Here is a 21,128-nt window from a genome sequence, read left to right on the forward strand (position 1 = left end):
AAGGGGTCCCCCGGCCGGGCCGGGGTTAATCCGTGGGGGCCCGCCCCGCCCGGGACCCGTGCGCCCCCCCACGCCCCCCACCCGCGCCCGGCACTACCTCTCAACCATTGGCCAGCGCGTACTCCAGCGCCGAGCGCACCGCCGCCACCTGTGCGTCGTTGCACTGCGCCGGCGTCGCGCGCGGGCTGTCCGGGTAGACCTCGGTGGTGGTGGTGTACTTCGCACCGGTGATGCCCGCGCACAGCGCCAGCTTCACCAGCGGGTACTCGATGACGCCGTGGGCGACCACCGGAGAGCCGATGATCTCGTTCTTCTCATCGGCCGGGGCGATATGGGTCACCTGCTCGACGGCGACGATCACTGCCTGCTGGAATGCCGGCTGCGGGTTCTCGCTGTCATCGACCAGGTAGAAGCCATCGGGGATCAGGCCCGGCTCGAACGGCTTGCCATCGCGCGCGGCCAGCGCCGGGCGGAACTCGCTCTCGTCGCTGTCGGTGGTCTCGTGCAGGTCGATGTGCAGCACGAACTGGCCCTGGTACGGGGCGATCAGCTCGATGACCGCCGTCGATTCGCGGGCCGGACCATCGGCGCGGAAGTTGCGGTTCGGGTCGATGGCATCGTAGTTCCAGCGGTTGATGCGCTCGAAACCCCACGGGTTCACGCACGGCGCCACCAGCAGGTTGGCTTTGCCGGCGTAGTCGGCCGCGTGCTTTTCGAGGAAGTCCAGCGCGCCCATCACGCCGCTGGTTTCATAGCCATGCACGCCGCCGGTGACCAGCGCCGCCGGCAGCGCCGGGTTCCAGCCGCGGCTGCGCAGCGCGTACAGGGTGTAGGTCTCGCCGGCGTAGTCCAGCTGGCCATAGGCCACTTTGTCGAAGCGGTCAGCCAGGGCCTCGATGCGCGGCAGCACTTCCTCGTCATAGCGGCGCAGGCGCTGCTGGCGGCCGCGCCACTGCTCCCGCTCCGCCGTGCCCCACGGCTGGCCAGGGGTTCCGACGGGGTAGAAAGCGGCAGTGGACATGGCAGATCTCGGCAGTCAGGAAGCAATCGCCCACTCTAGCACCGCCCTCCGCCGCCGTTCATCCGCAACCCTCCAAAGGTGCATTCCATTGGCGAATGGAATCAGCAATAATTCTCATTTACGACCCTTCCGCGCCCGCCTCCATGCCCTTCCGAATCCTGCCCCCGGCCCGCCTGCCCCTGGCCGCCGCCCTCACCCTGTGCCTGTCCGCCACCGCCTTCGCGCAGGACAGTGCCACCACCTTGGACAGCATCCAGGTCTCCGGCAGCTGGCTGGGCACCGGCCTGCACGACAGCGTGAAGAGCTTTGCCGGCGCGCGCACCGTGGTCGACCGCCAGCGCATCGACGCCAGCGGCGCGGCCAGCATCGGCGATGCCATGCGCCGCATCCCGGGCGTGCAGGTCACCGACAACTCCGGCACCGCCGGCAGCTCGGTCTCGCTGAACATCGGCGTGCGCGGCCTGACCGGCCGTTACTCGCCGCGCTCGACCGTGCTGCTTGACGGCGTGCCGCTGGCGGTGGCGCCGTATGGCCAGCCGCAGCTGTCGTTCGCCCCGACCAGCCTGTCCAACATCGAGTCCATCGACGTGGTGCGCGGCGGCGGTGCCGTGCGTTACGGGCCGCAGAACGTCGGCGGCATCATCAACTTCAGCACCCGCGCCATCCCCACCGAGGCCGGCCTGCATGGTGAAGCGGGCGTGCGCTACAGCGCCAACGACCACGGTGGCGGCGACAGCACCCAGTACAACGCCTTCCTCGGCGGCACCGCCGACAACGGCCTGGGCATGGCCCTGCTGTATTCCGGCCAGGACGGCCGCGGCTGGCGCCAGGGCAGCGATGACCGCTTCGACGACCTGGCCCTGAAGTTCGCCTATGCCATCGACGAACAGCAGGAGCTACGCGCCAAGCTGTCCTACTACGATGTGCGCTCGCTGACCCCGGGCGGCCTGACCCGCGCCCAGTACGAGGCCGATCCGTTCCAGAACACCCGGCCCACCGATTTCTGGAAGGGCCACCGCACCGGCATCGACCTGGGCTACACCAACACCCTGTCGGCCGACAGCGAGTTCGAGGTGCTGGCCTATTACAACGAGAGCAACCGCGCCAGCTCGCTGATCAACGCCGCCAACACCCAGCTGACCGTGCAGCCGCGCGACTACCGCGTGCTCGGCATCGAGCCGCGCTACACCCAGCGCCTGCGCTGGGGCAGCACCGTACATGACATCACCGCCGGCTACCGCTTCCTGCGCGAGCGTGGCAACGACCGCAGCTACACCGTGGTCCGCCGCACCGGCGTGGAAAGTGCGATCACCCGCTTCGACAACGCCACCGACGCGCATGCGTTCTACGTGGACGACCGCATCGCCGTCGGCCAGTGGCGCATCACCCCGGGCGTGCGCATGGAATGGATCGACATGGACCGCCGCCAGGCCGGTGGCGGCGCCACCTTCAGCAGCCGCAACGACAAGGCGCTGCCGTCGATCAACATCGCCTACCTGCTGACCCCGCAGCTGACCGTGTTCGGCAACTACACCACCTCGTTCGGGCCGGTGCAGAACATCCAGCTGAACTCGCAGACCGCCAGCAACCCGCTGAACCCGGAAGTGGCCAAGACCACCGAACTGGGTGCGCGCTGGCAGGACGGCGCCCTGCGCGCGGAAGTGACCGTGTTCAAGATGCGCTTCGACAACCAGATCCAGCAGGTGCCGGGCATCACCCCGCCAACCTTCCAGAACATCGGCGCCACCGACCACAAGGGCGTGGAAAGCGCGCTGGAGTACCGTTTCGCCGAGGACAGCGCGCTGGCCGGCCTGGAGCTGTACGCCAACTACACCTGGACCAAGGCCATCCAGCAGTCCGGCGACAACCGCGGCCTGGACGTGCCGTTCTACTCGCGTGACACCGACAGCATCGGCGCCCGCTACGCCATTGCCGCCTGGACGTTCAACGTCTCCAGCACGCACCAGAGCGGGCAGTTCTCCGATGCCGCCAACACCTGGGCCGAGAGCGCCGATGCGCGCGTGGGCCGGGTGCCGGGCGTGCGCCTGTTGAACGCGCAGGTGGCCTGGCAGGTGCCGGGCCTGGGTGACAGCGAGATCGCGCTGGGCGTGAACAACCTGGCCGACAAGCGCTGGTACACCCGCAATGTCGACGGCAACGCCGGGCGCATGGTGGCCGCGCCGCGCACCTTCTACGTGCAGGGCCGCTACCGCTTCTAAGCCCCCCAGCCGCCCGATGCGGTGAGGGCAGCGATCACGGTGGCGGCGTATCATGCCGCCACCATGTCCTCCCACGCTTCGCCATCACGCCTGCATCTGGCGTTCCAGGGCCTGCGCCTGCGCCTGCGCGGCAGCGACCTGTGGTTCATCGCCCTCGCCCTGGTGGTCGGGCTGCTCGCCGGCGGCCTGACCCTGCTGCAATCGGGCATCGCACGCTGGCTCCAGGCCGCGCTGTACGGCCTGGATGAAGGCATCCGGCTGAGCTCCCTGCCCTCGCTGCCGTGGACCGCCCTGCTGGTGCTGCCACTGGGCGGCCTGCTGGTCGGCCTGGTCGCCCTGGCCGCCACCCGCCTCAAGCGCCCCCTGCTCGATGCCGTGGAAGCCAACGCCCTGCACGGCGGCCGCATGTCGATGCGCGACAACCTGATCGTGCTGACCCAGACCCTGATCTCCAACGGCTGCGGCGCCTCGGTCGGACTGGAGGCGTCGTACACGCAGATGGGCGCTGGCAGCGGCTCGCAGCTGGGCCGGGTGATGCGCCTGCGCCGCAACGACGTGCGCATCCTGGTCGGGGCCGGCTCGGCCGGTGCCATCGCCGCCGCCTTCGGCGCACCGCTGGCCGGTGCCTTCTATGCCTTCGAGATCGTCATCGGCGCCTACACGCCGGCCGCGCTGGCCCCGGTGGCCGTGGCCGCGCTGGCCGGCGCGTTCGTGGCCGACCAGGCCGGCATCGACGCCTACCTGCTGCCGGCCGCGTCCACCATCGACGTGCGCGCCGCCGACTACGCCATCTACGGCCTGCTCGGCTGCTGCTGCGCGATGGTCGGCATCCTGGTGATGCGGCTGATCGCCTCGATCGAGGGCACGGTCAAGCGCAGCCCGCTGCCGCTGTGGGGCCGGCCGGTGCTGGGTGGACTGCTGCTGATTCCGCTGGCGATGGCCAGCCCGCAGGTGCTGTCCTCCGGCCACGGCGCCCTGCACCTGGACCTGACCACCCACCTGCCGCTGATCTGGATCGGCGCCCTGCTGACCCTCAAGTGCCTGGCCTCCGGCATCTCGCTGGGCTTCGGCTTCCGTGGCGGCCTGTTCTTCGCCTCGCTGTTCATGGGCACGCTGGTAGGCGCGCTGTTTGCCGGCCTGCTGGCAATGGCCACCGGCGTGCCGGTGATCGATGCCACCTCGGCCGCGCTCGCCGGCATGGCCGCACTCGCCGCCGCCGTGGTCGGCGCACCGATGACCATGGCCATGCTGGTGCTGGAAGGCACCCACGACTTCCTGCTGACCAGTGTGGTGATGAGCGCGGTGCTGGTGTCCAGCACCCTGGTGCGGCAGTGGTTCGGCTACTCGTTCTCGACCTGGCGCATGCACCTGCGCGGCGAGACCATCAAGAGCGCACGCGACGTGGGCTGGGTGCAGAACCTCAATGCCGGGCGGATGATGCGCAAGGGCGTGGCCACCGCACCGGCCGACCTGGACACGGCCTCGTTCCGCCAGCGCTTCCCGCTGGGCTCCGGCGGCCGCGTGATCCTGGTGGACAGCGAAGGCCACTACGCCGGCATCGTGCAGATCCCGCGCATGTACGGCGACGGCGTGAAGCCGGATGCGGTGGTGGGCGACTACGCCGAGAACCGCGACGTCGCGCTGGCCGCCAACGCCAACGTGGTGGCGGTGATGCAGCGCTTCGACCAGACCCAGGCCGACGAACTGGCGGTGGTGGCCAGCGATGGCCAGGTGCTGGGCGTAGTTTCCGAAGCCTTCGTACGCAAGCGCTACGCCGAGGAGCTGGACAAGCGCCAGCGCGAACTGATGGGCGAGCGCGTCGAAGACAGCGATTGACCTTCATCCACGCATGGCGTGGATGGCAGAACCCGCGACCGCTACAGCGCTTCGCCGGCGTCGGCCAGGCGTGATTCGATCAATGCGTACCACTGCTGCAGCGTGTCGATCAGCATGTCCAACTCTGCGTCGGCACGTTGCGCGCGCCCGCTGCGCAGGCAGGCCTGGGCGTCCTGCAGCTGGGTGAGGAACCCGGCCACGGTGTCGGCCTGCAGGATCAGGCCCGGCAGGCGCCGGCCGGGAATGCGCACCACCGAATGGTTGCCGAGCTGGCCATACACGCTGACTGTGGTTTCCGTCTTCATGGACAAGGGCAGGAATTGGGCATTCATCGCGCGCACCATGGAAAAAACCTGGCCCGCCGGCGGACGGAGATGACGGGGGAGACGCATCCACGCCGGCCGGCGGATCAGGGGGGAAACACGGGCGCCGGCAGGGCCGGCGAGGCACTCAGTCGCGCCGGGCGGTGCCGGCGATCTGCACGCGGCGGTTCGGGGCCAGGCACGCGATCAGTTCGCGCTGGTTCTGCTGCGTGCACTGCACGAGGGGGTCGGCGGCGCCGCGACCTTCCGCGCTGATGGTCTGTGCAGGTACCCCGCCCTGCACCAGCGCCACCCGCACCGACTCGGCACGTCGCTGCGACAGCCGCTGGTTGTAGTCGGCGCCGCCGATACGATCGGTGTAGCCGACCACCTGGATCGACTGCACCTGGCTGGCTTCACGCACCTGTGCAAGCACGCCCTGCACCGCCGACTGGCCGGCCTGGCTGAGCACGTCGCTGTCGAAGCCGAACAGCGCATCGGCCGACAGGCGCAGCGGCTGGGCCGGCAACGGTGCCGGTGCCGCGGCCACCGGCGGCGGCGCAGGTGGATCCAGCACGGCCGCACAGGCCTGCGGCTTCCAGTGCCCGGCCTGGGCGATGCCCTTGCCATCGAACTGCACCTGGAACTGGCAGGTGAAGTACTCCGCGCCCTGGGCGGTGCGGAAGTTGAACAGGTAATTCCACTGGCGCACGCCCCACATGCCTTCGTTGAAGTGCGGCGTGCCGAGCAGCGCGTACAGCTGGCGCTTGCTCATGCCGGGGGCGAAACGGCGCAGGTCTGCGACGTCGGGATAGGTGCCTTCCTTAAGCGATGCCTTGCTGGCTTCGGGGAAGCTGACCAGCGTGTCGGCGGCCGGCGCGTCGCCGGCGGGTGCAGTGCTGCGGCAACCGGCCAGCAGGCCGGCGGCCAGGACCAGGATGAGCGACGCGGCGAACGGACCGGGCCGCGAGGTGTGTTGGAACGTCATTGGGATTCCCCCTGTCGATGTGGTGGGCGCGGCCGGGCTGACGGGCAGCCCGGCCCGGGCACTTACCACTGGATGCCGGCGCCGACGGCTACGCCGGCTTCGCCACGGGTGTTGGTCGAACCGCTGAACTTGTAGATCCAGCGCCCGCCTTCGGAGACACCGGAAATGCCCAGGGCCATGCCGGATTCGCCGTTGTAGCTGCCCGCCGCGAACGAGGCCATGCTGCGGCCCGCTTCACTGGGCTGCGGCAGCGCTGCGGTGGCCATCGCCGAGGCAATGCCGGCCGAGGCGCGGTTGTCGGTCTTGCGCAGTTCGCGCTCGAAGCCGCCCATGCGCTCGTCGGTGTAGGCCTTGGACCAGTCCAGGGTCTGCGACATGCCGGCGCGCAGCTGGTCGACGTTGACCGCGTCGGTGCCCGCCGTACCGGCCGCAACGTTGCGCACCGTGGTCGGCCCGCTGGTGGTGCTGCCGAGGGTGACGCTGTTGTAGTTGGTATCGCCGTTGGTGGTGGTGTCATAGCGCAGCGTGCCCTGCTGCGAGGCCTGCAGCTGGCGCACGTTGACCGCGTCGGTGGCCTGGGTACCGTCGGCCACGTTGACCACCTGGCGCTCGGCACCGGCGGCGCCGACCGACACGGTGTTGGCACGGTCGGCGACGGAGCCGGCGCCCAGTGCCACCGAGTTGTCGGCCTGCGCCTGTGCACCGTTGCCCAGTGCGGTGGAGTTGGACCCGGCGGCGGTGGAACCCGCACCACCGGCGGCGGAGTTGGCACCGGTCGCGGCCGGATCGGCCAGGTTGTTGCTGTTGTTGGCGCGGAAGCTGCCGGCCACGTTGGTGATGTTCTGGATCTTCTGGTCGGTATAGGCCTTGGACTGGTCGATGGCGTAGTTCACGCCGTTGTTCAGCTGGCCAACGTTGGTCGCATCGTGGTCATCGGAGCCATCGGCCACGTTGGTGATCTTGCGCTCGGCACCGCTGCTGCCCACCGACACCTCACCGGCCGAGTTGCTGGCACCGGCCTCGCCGTACGCACCGGTGTAGCCGGTCTGCGCGCCGACGCTGGCGACCGAGCCGCTGCCCAGGGCCACGCTGTTGTCGGCGCTGGCGCTGGCGCCGTTGCCGACCGCCACGCTGGAGGCACCGGCCGCGCTGGCCTGCGGGCCGACCGCCACGGCTTCATCGCCGGTCGCGGTGGCGGCGGCAGCGGCCGAATTGACCGCCAGGTAGGGGCTGGCGCTGCCGTTGAGGATGCGCTGGTTGAGGGTGCGCAGCGAACCATCGACCGCCGAGAACGCAGCGGTGACGTTGCTGTAGTCGTTGAGCGAGATGCTGCCGTCGGTGGCGATGCTGGAAATGCTGAAGGACGGTGCGGTCCACTGCGAGGTGGCGCCATCGTAGGTGGTGCTGCCGCCGAAGTAGTTGGCGATGGTGGCATGGGTGGCGAACAGCTGGTCGCCGGTGATGGCATCGCTGCTGCCCGCCTGGATGCTGCCGGCCGCCACGTTGGTCAGCCGCACCGCTGCGCCGCCGGTTCCGCTGAGGGTGACCGAATCCATCATGTCGCCGTTTGCATCCACATCGTATTTCACTGCGCGCATGTCCAGTTCGTCGGTCTGGTCGACCACGTTGGCCAGCGAGTTGCTCACCGCATCGAAGGCACTGCCCACGTCGTTGTAGCTGCCCTGGCTGATGGTGCCGTTGGCGGCCACGTTGTTGATGGTGTAGGTGGGCGCGGTGACCACGCCGTTGGCATCGAGCGCTGCGCCGCCGCCCAGATGGGTGGCCACGGTCTGGTTGGCGGCGAACAGCTGCGCACCGTTGATGGCCTCGCTGCTGAGCGCGCTGACCTCGCCTGGGCCCAGGTTGCGCAGGGTGGTGGCGGTACCGCCCTGGCCCAGCGTGGCGCTGGCGTAGTCCACGCTGCCATCGGCGTTGAGGTCGTAGCGCAGCGCGCCCTCCTCCGATGCCTGCAGCTGGCCCAGGTTGACCGCATCGGTCGCCTCGGTGGCCGCGGCCACGTGGGTGACCTGCCGTTCCGCACCGGCGGCGCCCACGGAGACGGTGTTGTCACGGTCGGCAAGGCTGCCTGCGCCGACGGCGATGCTGTTGGCGGCGGTGGCCTGCGCGTTGCTGCCCACGGCGATGGAGTCGGCGCCGGTGGCCACGGCTTCCACGCCGGTGGAGTTCACCCGCAGGTACTTGGTGCCGCCGTTGCGGATGTCGTTGATCTGCGTGTTGAGGTTGACCAGCGAACCATCGACCGCGTCGAAGGCATCGGTGGCGTTCTCGTAGGCGCCCTGCGCGATGGCGCCGTCATCGGAGATGGTGCTGATCTCGAACAACGGCGCGGTGAAGGCACCGGTGGCCGGATCGAAGGCGGTGCGGCCGCCGAAGAAGCGCGTGATCGCATCGTTGCTGGTGAACAGCTGGCTGCCGTTGACCGCTTCGGTGCTGCCGGCGCTGATCGCGCCCGCCGCCAGGTTGGACAGCGTGGTGGTGCCGGTGCCGTTGCCCAGGGTGACGCGCCGGTAATCCGGATCACCGGCTTCGTCGAGGTCGTAGGTGACGGCGACGTCGCCCAGCGCATCGATCTGGCTGATCGCGCCCCGCAGCTGCGCGACGTTGACCGCATCCGTGTTGGCACTACCAGCCGCCAGGTTGGTGATCTGCCGCTCGCCACCGTCGGCACTGCCCACCGACACTTCACCGGCGGACACCTGCGCAGCGGTCAGGCCATACGCGCTGTAGCTGGCCTGCGCGCCGCGCAGTGCGGCCGAACGGTAGCCCAGTGCCACCGAGTTGGCCTGGTCGGAGGTGGCCTCGGCACCGAGCAGGGTCTGCCCGTTGGCGGTGCCGACGGCGCTGTCGCCGACGATCACCGAATGACCCATGCGCGCGGCGTAGTCGGCGGTGGGCACGCCAGTGGGGTTGGTCGGATCGTTGGTACCGTTGCCAGGGAAGGCGATGTTGGCATCGACCTGCGGCAGTTCGTGGCGTGCGTTGGCACCGATCACTACTTCGCGCGAGCCATTGGCATAGGCGCCGTCGCCCATCAGCACCTGGTAGTCCTGCGCGGCGTTGACCGCCCAGCAGGAGATGTCGGCCAGGCCGATATCCAGGCACTTGGCCGCCCAGTCAGGCGACTGCCCCGGCAGCAGCAGGCCGAGCAGGCCGCCCGGGTTGCCGTTGTTGATGTTGTAGATGTAGCTGTCCGACGTGACGCCGCCGATCAGGGTGAGGTGCGAGCTGCCACCGGTGACCGCACCGCCCAGGCCATTCAGCGTGGTGCCGACCGGGGTGGCGTTGACCACCGGAATGCCCAGCACGTTGACCGTCGAATAGGTCTGCATGACATTGGCGGTGCTGACATTGAGGTTACCGTTGGTCAGGTAGCCGGTGCCACCGAACAGGCTGGCGGTGGTCGGGCCGATCAATGCGCCCAGACCGCCGACCAGGCCGCCGGTGCCGATGATCAGGCCGGCATTGGGATCGGCCGCGGCGGGTGCCTTCGGGCTGTCCGGCGGGATCGCCGACGGCTGGGTCAGGCCGAGCCCACCCAGGGTGTTGCCGAGCAGGCCACCCACGGCACCGCCGAGGTTGCCGACCGTGCCGTTGAGATCGCCGTTGACCAGGCTGCCGACGGCGCCGCCGACACCCTCCAGCGCACTGCCGACGCCGGTGAGCAGGCCGCCCAGGCCCAGCGAACTGGTCTGTGCGCCCACCACCGAGGTGCCGGCCAGCTTCAGGTTGCGGTCGGCGATGACGGCTTCACCATCAGGACCGAGCACGCGCACCTTGCCCGCGACGGAGCCATCGAGCCCGGCGGTCAGTGCACGATCCTCGGTTTCACCCGGCAGCTCTTCCTTCGCCGGCAGCGTGGCCGCCACCGTCGCGCCAACCTGGCCCTGGCCTTCAATGGCATGGCCGGCCAGCGCCAGCTTCGCATCGACCTGGCCATCGACCGCGGCCTTCAGGCCGGACAGCGAAGTGGTCGGCGTCGCCGCACCATTGGCGGCAACGGCGGCCTTGGTATCGAGACTGGCAACCTGCGTACCGGCCACGCCCACCTCCGCCTTGGCGGCGGCGGTGGTGGACAATGCCAGCGGTGCCTGTGCCTGCGGCGCCAGCTGCGCACCGAGCGCGGTGTCGACACGGGTGCTGCTGCCCAGCCCGACCGAAGCGCGCACATCGGCGGCCACGGCCGGTGCAGCCACCTGCTGCGGCGTGTTGCCCGCGCCCAGCGACACCTTGACGGTGGCCGGCAGCACATCGCGCACGACCGGCAGGCCGGTGGTGCTCAGCTGCAGGCCGATGCGCGCATCGGTACTGATGGCCGGGCTGGTCTGTGCCTGGCGCGCAGCGGCGGCGAGGGCCGCTTCCGCATCCACCTTGACCGGCATGGTCTGGGTGTACTTGGCAGCCAGAGCCTGCAGGTCGCGCAGCGACTGGTTGGCTTCACTGGCGGCAGCGGTGCCGCTGGCAAGAACGCCCAGCAGCGCCAGGGCCAATGCACTGGGCACCAGCAGTTTCGATTGCGGATCGCGGAGCGTGGTCGCTCCACCATCGCCGGTGGCCAGTTCCGAGGCCACAACAAGAGCATTGAGCTGGCGGTTCCATACACGCCGGTAAATGCGGTTCATGAGCACTTCCCCCGTTGACGAACGACTTGAAATCCAGTGGGCATGCCGGTTGGCACGTGACTGATATTTCAGCGTCTTCAACGTGGGTGGGGCACTTCATTCCGGCAGGGCAATCGCGCATTCCGGCAAAGCCACGGGCGGATTCGGCAGGCGGATATGCAGATTCGGCAGCGCGCCTGTTTCAGGCCGGTTGGCCCATCTGTGCCGGCGAGCGCATCAACGTGTCGCGCGGCAGTTCGCCGAACACCTTGCGGTAGTTGTCGGCAAAGCGGGAGAGATCCCACAGGCCGCAACTGAGTGCGATGGCCTTGACCGAGCGGCGGCTGGAGTCCGCCATCGACAGGCTGCGGCAGGCGGCGCACAGCCGTAGCATCGACAGGTAGCGGTTGGGCGACACGCCGAACAGGTCTTCGAACGCGTAGCGCAGGCCACGTTCGCTGACCCCGGCCGCATCGCAGATTTCATTCATATAGATGTTGCGCCGCAGGTTGAGGCGCATGAAGTTCTCGGCGCGCTGCGCGATGAGGTAGTGCGTCCGCCGCGCGCGGGTGAAGCCGGGGCGATCGGCAGGCCCGGCCGCCAGCAGCGCCTGGATGTGTTCGTGCAGCAGGCGGTCGGTCTCTTCCGGCTGCAGTGCCGCACCCTGCCCCAGTTGCGCGTGCAGCTGCAGGTAATGGTTGGCCAGCGCCTTGCTGTCGATGGGCAGCTGCACCAGGCTCAGCGCCTGGCCCGCCGGTGGCGTGCTGCGCAGGCTCAGCTCGGTGAGTTTGCGCTGCACCCGCGCCACCGGCAGCAGCATGACGGTGATCTGGGTGCCGGCGCTGAGCGTGAACTCACTGATGCCTTCGGGCAGCACCGTGAACGACATGCCCGCCACCATCGGCACGCCGTGGCACCAGCTCTGCACTTCATCGGTGGCATGCACGAAGCCGAGCATCGCCCAGTCCGGCGGCAGCATGAAGCGCCCACGGCAATGGAAGCCGCAGGTGATGCTGCAGAACAGCGCTTCATCGTGCACCCGCGAAGAGAAGGCAGCCTTGGGCCCGTTGCCGTCGAGCAGCAGCAGTTCCAGATCACAGACGCGAAGCACACCGCTCAGCGTCGCCAGGTCGATCGACCGGAGTTCGCCGTCGTCGAGCTGGCCGCCTTCGATATCGCCCACCCCACCTTCCATGACAGTGTCGTCCCCCATGAGTCCGTATCCGCCGCCCCCACTGCCTTACAGGGCGCGCGCCGCAATCCATTCATCGTGCCGTAGCGAGCCCTGCCTGCATTGCCGCCGGGTGCCACGGGTACGTTTCGATTGCGTTGAAGTATTGCGTGTAAATGAGCGTCCGTAAACAGTGATGCATTACGTAGACGGTTAATGTTCAATGTTTCGAAATGTGTACGCCACTGGCACGGAACTCGCATGCCGCAAGGCCTTGCAGCCATTTACTCGATCCAAATGAACGGATATGTCGGGTAACGGATTTCCTTCACGGCAGCGGCCCGGATATTTCACGTGAAAATCGCACTCTGCCGAATTTGCATATTGATTGCGCTTGCGGCACCACGCCATTCGGGCAAAAGTCGAACCCATGGTGATCCGGCCCAGGCATCGGCCTCACCCAGGGGGAAACATGCACATGCACGCCATCCGCACACTGCCGACCCGCGACATGACGCCGCGCGATGGCGCTCGTGTGCAGGCTGCCTCCCGGGGACAGGGATCACGTTGATTGACCATGGCGGGACTGTCCCGCCATGTCCCCCTGCCAGGACGGCGGGGGTCCATGGATGGACCCGGCGGAGCCGGGCGCCCATTCAACCTGGGTAATACACGTAAACCTGACTGGTATAGGGAGACAACCGTCATGAACGCATCGATCCGCAAGTTCCTCAACGAAGAAGACGGCGTGACCGCGCTGGAATATGGCCTGCTGGCAGCGGTTATTGCCGGCGTGATCATCGCCATCGGCGGCAAGGAGATCACCGACTTCTTCCAGAAACTCTTCTCGAACCTGACCGATCTGGCTGACAAGGCCGCAGGCGTCGGCGCCGGCGGGTAACTCGCCGCCACGGTCCGCACGCGGCCCACGCGGCCGCGGCTGCGGATCGCTGAAAGAACTGAAAGTGCTGAAACAGAAACGGTCCATTGATGGACGCTGAGGGTGTGGGATGACGTTACTGGGGCTGTTGGCCATGGGTTTGAGCCTGCGCATCGCGATCAGCGATCTGTATGCCCGCCGTGTCCCCAATGCCTGGCTGGTCGGAGCGTGCGCGCTTGCCCTCCCGTTGATTGTCGCCGGTCAGTTTTCCGGCCCACACCTGCCATGGTGGGGGCACCTGCTGGGCGCCGCGCTGGGGCTGGCATCGCTGCTGCCTTTCTACGCGCTCGGCTGGATGGGTGCCGGTGACGTCAAGTTCTTCGCCGTGCTGGGGTTGCTGCTGGGCTGGAACGCCCTGCTGCCGATCTGGATCGCCGCAAGCCTGGTGGCAGGCCTGCACGCGGTGCTGGTGATCAGCACGCGACGGGTGATGCCTTGGGTATCGCCACGCCTGCAACTGCACTGCACGCGATGGAGCGCACACTGGCAGGCGCGCCCGGCCATCAAGGACATGCACCTCGCCCGCCAGGGACGCCAGGGCATCCCCTACGCCGCTTATCTCGCCTTCGCCGCCATCGGCTGGGTCGCGGCCTCGACCCAGGGAGTACTGCCATGAAGACGATCCGATCCCAACGCGGCGTCATCACCATCGAGTACGCACTGATGATGATGCTCGGCTTCCTTCCGCTGCTGATGCTCACCTTTTCCGGCGTGATGATCATGGCCGCGCAGCAGACGCTGGCGACCGCATCGGCCGAAGGCGCGCGCGCATCCCTGCGCTTCGGCAGCACCGCCGAACGTCGCGTCGCCGCATGCTCGGCCGCACGCCGCTCGATGCAATGGCTGCTGCGCTTCTCGGGCCAGGAGCCGGACTGCAGCGCGGCCGGCAGCAGCGGCGCCATCGTGGTCTCGCCGCCGGCGGCGTGCAGCGGCCTGGCCAGCGCGCAGTGCGTGACCGTCACGGTCAGCTACGACTATTCAAGCCACCCCTTCCTTCCCGGCACCGGCACGCTGTACGGCTGGGTGATGAAGGCCCCGATCCGCAGCGTTGCGGTCGCCCAGCTCGATCTCGGCAGCAACTGACGATCGGTTTCAGGAGATGGTTCCATGCTCAAGTTGACCCGCATCGCCGCCGTCGCACTGATCGCCCTGGCCGCGCTGCTTGCGGTGGTGGCGTTCATGGTGGGGCGCAAGCCCGCCACCACGGCGACCGCGCCCATGGCGGCCTCGACCACCGACGCACGCACCATCACCGTGGTGGAAGCCGTGGCACGACTGCCGGCCGGCGAACCGATCCGCGCCGATGGCGTACGCCTGGCGCAACGCACCAGCGCCGAACCGGGCGCCTCGTCCGACCTGGCCGCGGTGCTCGGCAAGGTGCCGGTGCAGGACATCGCCGAGGGCACCACGGTCAGCCGTGGCCTGCTGGCGCAGGGTTTCTCGCTGCAGCTTCGCCCCGGCGAGCGCGCGTTGGCGGTGCCGGTCGATGAGCTGGTGGGTGCGGGCAACCGCATCCTGCCGGGCGATTTCGTCGATGTCTTCCTCAACCTGCGCAGCGCCAACAACAGCACGAACGGCAAGCCGGAACCGGCGCAGACCCGCCTGCTGCTGTCCCGCCTGCGCGTGCTCAGCTACGGCCAGCAGGACATCGCCGTGGACACGGCCCAGGCCGGCACGGAAAACAGCGGCAGCGCGCAGGGCGACGACCCGCGAGCCGACGACATCACCGGCAGCGCCAGCACGGGCAGCCGCAGCGACACCGCCCAGCCTGCACGCAGCGCGGTGCTGGCGGTGCCGGTGGACGAAGCCAACCGCCTGCTGCTGGGCGCGCAGCAGGGCAAGCTGTTCCTGGCGCTGCGCAACCCCGCCGATGCCGGCCTGCCCGACATTGCCCTGTTCCCGCAGGCACGCGGCGTGCTGGATCCGCTGCGCGGCCTCGACAGCGAACAACAGGAAGCGCTGCAGCGCCCCGAGAACAATGCCTACGCCGGCATCGACGGCGATGGCCTGGCCGGCGGCGCAGCCCGACCGCGGCCGGTGGCCGAGACGACGACGCGCCCGGCCGCACCGCGCCGCGCCGCCGCGCGCCCGGCCGGCATCGAGATCATCCGTGGCGACAGTGCAGCCCCCCGCGGTTCCCTTTGACCTGCCCCGAGACCTTCCATGACCGTACATCGCCCGCATCCCCGCCCGACCGCCCGCCAACGCTGGCTGGCCCTGCTGCTGGTGCTGCTGGCGCCCGGCACGGGCGTGGCGGCAGATGAGCTGGTGCTGCAGGCCCGCGAGCAGCGTCCGTGGACGCTGCCGGCCGATCTCGAACGGGTGGCGATCGCCGATCCGGGCGTGGCCGACGTGGTGATGCTGCGCGGCCAGCGCCAGGCACTGCTGGTCGGCAAGGCGCCCGGCACCACCACCCTGCTGCTGTGGCACAAGAAGCAGGGCGAGCCGCAGCGCCTGCAGGTGCGCGTACAGAGCGCCGTGCAGGGCGCCGCGGATGCCGGCCGCAACGGCCTGGTGTTCACCCAGCAGGACCAGCAGGGACTGCTGCAGGGAAGCAGCGACAGCATGCTGACCCACATGCAGGAGCAGAAGACCGCGGCCATGGCCCTGGGCAAGGACGGCATGCTGGCCGACGCCTCCACCATCGCCAGTGGCGGCGTGGTGCAGGTGGAAGTGAAGGTGGTCGAGTTCAACAAGACCGCACTGAAGCAGATCGGCATCAGCTTCCAGAACCGCAACGGTGGCTTCGCCTACGGCTTCGCCCGCCCCGGCGGCATCCTGCCGGGCAACACCGGCGTGTTGCCGGGAATGGCGGAAGGCGGCAGCAGCAATGAAGCAGAGTCGCCGATCTCCTCCGCGTTCCGGCTGGTGTTCGGCTCGACCAAGGGCCTGTGGAATGCCGACGTCGACCTGCTGCAGAGCAATGGCATGGCCCGCGTCCTGGCCGAGCCGACCCTGGTTGCACTGTCCGGCCAGAGCGCGAGCTTCCTGGCCGGCGGCGAGCTGCCGATCCTCGAACCGCAGGGCCTGGGCACCACCACCGTCACCTACAAGCCCTTCGGCATCGGCCTGACCGTCACCCCCACCGTGCTGTCGGCCAACCGCATCGCACTGAAGGTGGCGCCCGAAGCCAGCGACCTCGACTACACCAACGCCATCGCCCTCAATGGCGTGCAGATCCCCTCGATCAGCACGCGCCGCGCCGACACCACGGTCGAGCTGGGCGACGGCGAGAGCTTCGTCATCGGCGGCCTGGTCAGTTCAACGGTGGCCTCCACGGTGAACAAGATCCCGATGCTGGGCGACCTGCCGATCATCGGTTCTTTCTTCCGCAACCTCGACTACAAGCGCCAGGACAAGGAGCTGGTGATCATCGTCACCCCGCGCCTGGTGCAGCCGCTGGCCCGCAACACCGAACTGCCGCTGCCCGGCGACCGCGAGTCGCGCCCGCACATGCCCGAATGGGGTGCGTGGCTGCTGGGCCCGGTCAGCCAGGACCCGGTGCCAGGCTTCTCGCGCTGACCTGATGCTGCCGACCCCACGCCCATGCCCTACGCCACCGCCCAGCCACTGCATGCCACGGGACCAGCGATGAACCTGGTCCTGTACGGCATTGATCGTGAACTGCTGCCGCGGCTGGCGCTGCGGCTGCCGGCATCGGCGGTGCTGCACTGGCAGGACAGCACGCAGCCGACCTCGGCACAGGACCTGCAGCGGGGCGCCAACAGCCTGGTGCTGCTCGACTTCCGCCCGGAGTACGCAGCGTCTTCGACCGTGCTGGCCGAGCAGCTGCAGCAGACCCAGCCCGACCTGAACCTGATGGCGGTGGGTGCCACCGGCACCGGCCAGGTGGAAGGCGTGGTGATGGCCCTGCGCGCCGGTCTGCGCGATGTGCTCGACCTGGACAGCGACAACGGCGCAATCGAGACCGCCCTGCGTCGGGCGCTCTCCCCGCGCACCGCCGCCGCCCCGCAACCGTCGCACCGCGCGCGGTTTGTGCTGCTGCTTGGCGTCCGCGCTGGCGTCGGCACCAGCACCCTGGCCGCACATCTGGCCGTGCTCGCCCAGCAGCGGCGCAGCCATGCGGGCGACGATGCCACGGGAACCGACGGCCTGCTGATGGAGCTGGCGCAGCCGGCGGGCGATCTCGCGCTGTACCTCAACCTCGACAGCCGCTTCCACTACGAAGATGCGCTGCGCAACGCCAGCCGCATCGACGCCACGCTCGCACGTACCGCAATGGCCCGGCACACCAGCGGCCTGGTCCTGCTCGACCGCGCCAGCGGCAGCGATGCGGTGCCGCCCTCCGATCCCGGCGCGCTGCTGCAGCGCCTGCGCGGGGTCTTCACCAGCGTGCTCTGCGATGCCGGCGGTTGCCCGCTGCGCCAGCTGCCGCCCCTGCTGCTGGAACAGGCCGACGAGATCTGGCTGGTGGCCGACACCGCCATCGCCACCCTGGTCTCGCTCGACCACGCCCTCAAGCACCTGAGCGGACAGCGTGAACGCGAAAGCCGGCTGCAGCTGGTGGTCAACCGTCATGACGAACACAGCGGCCTGACCCCCGAACAGATCGCACGCCGCTTCGAACTGCCGCTGCTGGCCACCCTGCCCGAGCGCCCGCGCGTGCGGGCCGCGGCCAGCCACGGCCATCTGCTGCTGCAGGATGCCCCGCGCGATCCGTACCTGCGCGCCCTCGCCCCGCTAGTGGCGCGGCTGGACCCGGCCGCCGGCCCGGCCCTGCCGCCCGGCCTGCGGGAAAGACTTGCCCTTGCCCTGGGTGGAACGCCATGGAAGACAAAGTGACCCTGTTTCCCAATGCCATGGCGCGCGCCGTGCTGCCTGACAACGCACCGGCCAGTCCGCCGTTCGTGCAGACCGAGCAGTACCAGAAGGTGCTGTCGGCCGCGCATGAGCGCCTGCTCAACAGCATCGAAGACGAGCGGATCGACATCGACTCCTGGGCGCCGGACACCATCGCGCGCTGGGTGCAGGTGCAGACCGTCAGCTTCATCCAGGAGTGGCGCATCCCCATCAACGAGGAGGAGATGCAGGCCGTCGCCCAGGGGCTGGTGAAGGAGCTCACCGGTTTCGGCCCGCTGGATGACCTGCTGCACGACCCGACGATCGAGGACATCCTGATCAACGGCTTCAAGGACGTGCATGTTTCGCAGGGGGGCGTGCTGCGGCGCGCGACCCAGCGCTTCACCGATGACACCCACCTGCTGCGCATCCTGCGCCGCATCCTGGCCCCGATCGGCCGCCGCCTGGACGACTCCAATCCGATGGTGGATGCGCGCCTGCCCAACGGCGGCCGCCTCAATGCCATCATCTCGCCGCTGGCCGTGGACGGGCCGATGGTGTCCATCCGCAAGTTCCGCAAGGATCCCTTCACCCCGGACGAGCTGCTGGCCAAGGGCACCTTCGACGCACCGATGCAGGCGCTGATCAAGGCCATGGTGCTGGGCCGCTGCAACATCCTGGTCTCCGGCGGCACCAGTTCGGGCAAGACCTCGCTGCTGAACGCGCTGACCAGCTACGTGCCGGAAACCGAGCGCGTCATCACCGTGGAAGACACCGCCGAGCTGTCGCTGAACCATCCGCACGTGGTGCGCCTGGAAAGCCGCGTGGGCGGTGCCGACGGCCATGGTGCGGTCGGCATCCGCGATCTGGTGCGCAACAGCCTGCGCATGCGCCCGGACCGCATCGTGGTCGGCGAGGTGCGTGGCGCCGAGGTGCTGGAAATGCTGCAGGCGATGAACACCGGCCATGACGGTTCGATGGCCACCATCCACGCCAACTCGCCGCGCGACTGCCTGTACCGCATCGAGATGCTGGCCGGCTTTGCCGGCTTCCAGGGCAGCGAGGACAGCCTGCGCCGGCAGATCGCCAGCGCGATCGACTTCATCGTGCAGATCGCGCGACTGCCCAGTGGCCGCCGCGTGCTGGTGTCGATCACCGAGATCACCGGGGTCAGCGACAACCTGATCACCACGCAGGAGATGTTCCGACACGAAGTGCAGGTGGACGCGAACGGCGCGGAGGTCAACCGCTGGATCGGCCTCGGCTTCCAGCCGCATTCGCGCAAGCTGGAGCCGTTCCGCCAGCAGCTGCGCGAGTCGCTGTACGGAGACTTCTGAGATGGGCACCGCCGCGCTCCTGCTGCTGAGCATCGTCGCCGTTCTGCTGGCTGCGGCCGTATGGCTGTGGGGCACCGCGCACGGCCGCGAGCAGCGCCAGGCCTCGTTGCAGCACGCCGAGCAGCAGCTCGGTCGCAGTGGCAGTACGCCGCTGCCGGCGGCTGATCCCGCGCGTGCCACGCCCGCAGCAGCCAAGCGCGCCCTGCCCTGGGATGCCTTCCTGCAGCGCGCCGGCCTGGAGCCGGGCTGGAAGCTCCCCCTGCTGCTGCTCGTGCCGGGCATCGCGCTTTCCGTCGTCGCCGTGCTGCGCCTGGGCACGCTGTGGATGTTCCCGCTCACGCTGGGCCTGTACCTGCTCGGCTGTGGGCTGTGGATCGTCCGCCGCACCACCCGCCTGCGTGCACGCCTGCTGCACCAGCTGCCGGATTTCCTCGACAACCTGGTGCGCCTGACCGCGCTCGGCAACAGCCTGCAGATGGCCTTCCAGACCGCAACGGTGCAGACCACTGCGCCGCTGCGCGGCATGCTCGACACCACCGTGCGCTACGCGCGCAGCGGCATGGACCTTGACCGTGCGCTGGGCCTGGCCGCGCAGCCCTACCAGATGGACGTGCTCAAGGTGCTTGCCGTGGTGATCGGCGTCAGCGTGCGCATCGGCGGACGGTCCGACCAGATCCTGCAGCGCATGGGCGATTTCATGCGCGACCTCGAGCAGGCCCAGCAGGAACTGGCGGCGACCACCTCGGAAACGAGGATGTCGGCTTGGGTGCTGGGCCTGCTGCCACCGGCCTGCGCCGTGCTGATGGCGATCAGCAGTCCCGATTTCTTCCAGCCCGTGCTGCACGACCCGCTGGGCCACAAGGTGCTGCTGATGGCCCTCGGCCTGGAGCTGGTCGGTGGATTCCTGCTGTATCGACTGGCGCGCTCGCTATGACCACGCATCTGTACCCGGGAGACCTGCGATGAGCGCCGCCACCTGGTGGATGCTGGCCCTGCTGGTGCTGGCCGCAGGCGTGGCCCTGCTCGGCCTCGGTGGCTGGGTGCGTGGCAACCGCGAAGCGCGCACCTCCGCGACCCTGCAGACCGCACTGCGCCCGCGTGACGCCGCACCGCCGGAGCCCGCGCCTGCGCGCGACTCCTTCGGCTGGCTGCAGCAGCTCGGGCAGGTGTTTGCCGGTGGCCGCCTGGAAGCCGCGCTGCTGGCCAATGAGGACCGGCTGCTGCTCGACCTCGCCGGCTGGAACACGCGACGTGGCACCGCCATCTACCTCGCCCTGCGCCTGATGCTCGCGGTGCTGGTGCTGGTGGCCGCACTGGCAATGAGTGATGCCACCGGCGTGTCACGCCTGATGGTGGTCATCGCTGCGCTGGCGGCGGGACTGCTGCTGCCGAAGTTCGCGCTGTCCAGCTGGGTGAAGCGGCGGCGCCGCGCGGTATCCAACGAACTGCCGCTGCTGATCGACCTGCTGCGCCTGCTGCAGGGCGTGGGCTTCAGCATGGACCAGAGCCTGCAGACGCTGGGTGACAAGCTGCGCGATGCGCTGCCCGTGCTGGGCCGCGAGATCCAGGAAGCAAACACCGCCTATTCGCTCGGCCGCACACGCGCGCAATCGCTGCGCCGCCTCAGTGAAGTCTATGGTGATGACGACCTGTCCAGCCTCGTGCAGCTGATCCTGCAGGTGCATGCGCATGGCGGCGCGGTGCAGGAACCGCTGCGGCAGTTCAGCGCGCGCCTGCGCGAACAGCGCCGCAACACGCTGAAGGAAAAGGTCGGAAAGCTCTCGGTGAAGATGACCGTGGTGATGATGCTGACCCTGCTGCCGGCACTGATGCTGGTGCTTGCCGGCCCTGCGCTGGTGGCGCTGGCCAATACCTTGACCAAGATGGGATGAACC

16 protein-coding genes are annotated in these 21,128 nt (G+C 68.9%); 11 read left to right on the top strand and 5 right to left on the bottom strand.

The window, feature by feature from the left end:
* Positions 1-100 precede the first annotated feature (100 nt).
* Entirely contained in the window at positions 101-1,021 is a 921-nt protein-coding gene (locus ACVOK1_RS12045) for a M14 family metallopeptidase (protein ID WP_481562198.1), read from the bottom strand.
* Between the two features lie 143 nt (positions 1,022-1,164).
* On the opposite strand from ACVOK1_RS12045, the gene ACVOK1_RS12050 reads away from it, so the two are divergent.
* Both ACVOK1_RS12050 and ACVOK1_RS12055 read left to right on the top strand, forming a co-directional pair.
* Positions 1,165-3,240, top strand: coding sequence for a TonB-dependent receptor family protein (locus tag ACVOK1_RS12050; protein ID WP_406235965.1), 2,076 nt, complete (start codon positions 1,165-1,167; stop codon positions 3,238-3,240).
* A gap of 63 nt (positions 3,241-3,303) precedes the next feature.
* The gene (locus ACVOK1_RS12055) at positions 3,304-5,076 is read left to right on the top strand and encodes a chloride channel protein (RefSeq protein WP_079222151.1); all 1,773 of its coding nucleotides are present in this window, start codon (positions 3,304-3,306) and stop codon (positions 5,074-5,076) included.
* Between the two features lie 41 nt (positions 5,077-5,117).
* On the opposite strand, the gene ACVOK1_RS12060 is transcribed toward ACVOK1_RS12055, so the two are convergent.
* The 4 genes from ACVOK1_RS12060 to ACVOK1_RS12075 all read right to left on the bottom strand — a co-directional run bounded on the left by ACVOK1_RS12060 (position 5,118) and on the right by ACVOK1_RS12075 (position 12,198).
* Positions 5,118-5,408 (bottom strand): DUF6959 family protein, encoded by a 291-nt coding sequence (locus ACVOK1_RS12060; RefSeq protein ID WP_234456007.1) that lies wholly within the window; start codon positions 5,406-5,408, stop codon positions 5,118-5,120.
* 118 nt (positions 5,409-5,526) lie between these two features.
* Positions 5,527-6,366 (bottom strand): OmpA family protein, encoded by an 840-nt coding sequence (locus tag ACVOK1_RS12065; RefSeq protein WP_481562199.1) that lies wholly within the window; start codon positions 6,364-6,366, stop codon positions 5,527-5,529.
* A 62-nt stretch (positions 6,367-6,428) separates the two neighbouring features.
* The gene (locus ACVOK1_RS12070; RefSeq protein ID WP_481562200.1) at positions 6,429-11,006 is read right to left on the bottom strand and encodes a YadA-like family protein; all 4,578 of its coding nucleotides are present in this window, start codon (positions 11,004-11,006) and stop codon (positions 6,429-6,431) included.
* A 181-nt stretch (positions 11,007-11,187) separates the two neighbouring features.
* Positions 11,188-12,198 (bottom strand): AraC family transcriptional regulator, encoded by a 1,011-nt coding sequence (locus tag ACVOK1_RS12075; RefSeq protein ID WP_481562201.1) that lies wholly within the window; start codon positions 12,196-12,198, stop codon positions 11,188-11,190.
* Between the two features lie 664 nt (positions 12,199-12,862).
* Here ACVOK1_RS12075 and ACVOK1_RS12080 point away from each other — a divergent pair.
* The 9 genes from ACVOK1_RS12080 (at position 12,863) to ACVOK1_RS12120 (ending at position 21,125) form a co-directional block, all read left to right on the top strand.
* Positions 12,863-13,057, top strand: a complete 195-nt coding sequence (locus ACVOK1_RS12080; protein ID WP_108769091.1) for a Flp family type IVb pilin — start codon at positions 12,863-12,865, stop codon at positions 13,055-13,057.
* A 109-nt stretch (positions 13,058-13,166) separates the two neighbouring features.
* The gene (locus ACVOK1_RS12085) at positions 13,167-13,712 is read left to right on the top strand and encodes an A24 family peptidase (protein ID WP_481562202.1); all 546 of its coding nucleotides are present in this window, start codon (positions 13,167-13,169) and stop codon (positions 13,710-13,712) included.
* Positions 13,709-14,179: a TadE/TadG family type IV pilus assembly protein gene (locus tag ACVOK1_RS12090; RefSeq protein ID WP_481562203.1), complete on the top strand. Its 471-nt coding sequence runs from the start codon at positions 13,709-13,711 to the stop codon at positions 14,177-14,179. The genes ACVOK1_RS12085 and ACVOK1_RS12090 overlap by 4 nt, the downstream gene beginning before the upstream one ends.
* Before the next feature lie 24 nt (positions 14,180-14,203).
* The gene (gene cpaB / locus ACVOK1_RS12095) at positions 14,204-15,241 is read left to right on the top strand and encodes a Flp pilus assembly protein CpaB (RefSeq protein WP_108769094.1); all 1,038 of its coding nucleotides are present in this window, start codon (positions 14,204-14,206) and stop codon (positions 15,239-15,241) included.
* A gap of 18 nt (positions 15,242-15,259) precedes the next feature.
* Complete coding sequence (locus ACVOK1_RS12100) at positions 15,260-16,618, top strand: type II and III secretion system protein family protein (protein ID WP_481562204.1); 1,359 nt, start codon at positions 15,260-15,262, stop codon at positions 16,616-16,618.
* Between the two features lie 69 nt (positions 16,619-16,687).
* On the top strand, positions 16,688-17,899 hold the full coding sequence (locus tag ACVOK1_RS12105) for a P-loop NTPase family protein (protein ID WP_481562205.1): 1,212 nt from the start codon (positions 16,688-16,690) through the stop codon (positions 17,897-17,899).
* Complete coding sequence (locus tag ACVOK1_RS12110; RefSeq protein ID WP_481562206.1) at positions 17,884-19,233, top strand: TadA family conjugal transfer-associated ATPase; 1,350 nt, start codon at positions 17,884-17,886, stop codon at positions 19,231-19,233. The genes ACVOK1_RS12105 and ACVOK1_RS12110 overlap by 16 nt, the downstream gene beginning before the upstream one ends.
* Position 19,234: 1 nt before the next feature.
* Complete coding sequence (locus ACVOK1_RS12115; protein WP_481562207.1) at positions 19,235-20,167, top strand: type II secretion system F family protein; 933 nt, start codon at positions 19,235-19,237, stop codon at positions 20,165-20,167.
* A 28-nt stretch (positions 20,168-20,195) separates the two neighbouring features.
* Entirely contained in the window at positions 20,196-21,125 is a 930-nt protein-coding gene (locus ACVOK1_RS12120) for a type II secretion system F family protein (protein WP_481562208.1), read from the top strand.
* Positions 21,126-21,128: the final 3 nt, after the last annotated feature.

The sequence above is a fragment of the Stenotrophomonas sp. STEN087 genome, from assembly GCF_056759115.1.

Excerpts from the sequence above, each read along its gene's own strand:
- ACVOK1_RS12045 (WP_481562198.1), bottom strand. The coding sequence starts at position 1,021 with ATGTCCACTGCCGCTTTCTACCCCGTCGGAACCCCTGGCCAGCCGTGG.
- ACVOK1_RS12050 (WP_406235965.1), top strand. The coding sequence starts at position 1,165 with ATGCCCTTCCGAATCCTGCCCCCGGCCCGCCTGCCCCTGGCCGCCGCC.
- ACVOK1_RS12055 (WP_079222151.1), top strand. The coding sequence starts at position 3,304 with ATGTCCTCCCACGCTTCGCCATCACGCCTGCATCTGGCGTTCCAGGGC.
- ACVOK1_RS12060 (WP_234456007.1), bottom strand. The coding sequence starts at position 5,408 with ATGAATGCCCAATTCCTGCCCTTGTCCATGAAGACGGAAACCACAGTC.
- ACVOK1_RS12065 (WP_481562199.1), bottom strand. The coding sequence starts at position 6,366 with ATGACGTTCCAACACACCTCGCGGCCCGGTCCGTTCGCCGCGTCGCTC.
- ACVOK1_RS12070 (WP_481562200.1), bottom strand. The coding sequence starts at position 11,006 with ATGAACCGCATTTACCGGCGTGTATGGAACCGCCAGCTCAATGCTCTT.
- ACVOK1_RS12075 (WP_481562201.1), bottom strand. The coding sequence starts at position 12,198 with ATGGGGGACGACACTGTCATGGAAGGTGGGGTGGGCGATATCGAAGGC.
- ACVOK1_RS12080 (WP_108769091.1), top strand. The coding sequence starts at position 12,863 with ATGAACGCATCGATCCGCAAGTTCCTCAACGAAGAAGACGGCGTGACC.
- ACVOK1_RS12085 (WP_481562202.1), top strand. The coding sequence starts at position 13,167 with ATGACGTTACTGGGGCTGTTGGCCATGGGTTTGAGCCTGCGCATCGCG.
- ACVOK1_RS12090 (WP_481562203.1), top strand. The coding sequence starts at position 13,709 with ATGAAGACGATCCGATCCCAACGCGGCGTCATCACCATCGAGTACGCA.
- cpaB (WP_108769094.1), top strand. The coding sequence starts at position 14,204 with ATGCTCAAGTTGACCCGCATCGCCGCCGTCGCACTGATCGCCCTGGCC.
- ACVOK1_RS12100 (WP_481562204.1), top strand. The coding sequence starts at position 15,260 with ATGACCGTACATCGCCCGCATCCCCGCCCGACCGCCCGCCAACGCTGG.
- ACVOK1_RS12105 (WP_481562205.1), top strand. The coding sequence starts at position 16,688 with ATGAACCTGGTCCTGTACGGCATTGATCGTGAACTGCTGCCGCGGCTG.
- ACVOK1_RS12110 (WP_481562206.1), top strand. The coding sequence starts at position 17,884 with ATGGAAGACAAAGTGACCCTGTTTCCCAATGCCATGGCGCGCGCCGTG.
- ACVOK1_RS12115 (WP_481562207.1), top strand. The coding sequence starts at position 19,235 with ATGGGCACCGCCGCGCTCCTGCTGCTGAGCATCGTCGCCGTTCTGCTG.
- ACVOK1_RS12120 (WP_481562208.1), top strand. The coding sequence starts at position 20,196 with ATGAGCGCCGCCACCTGGTGGATGCTGGCCCTGCTGGTGCTGGCCGCA.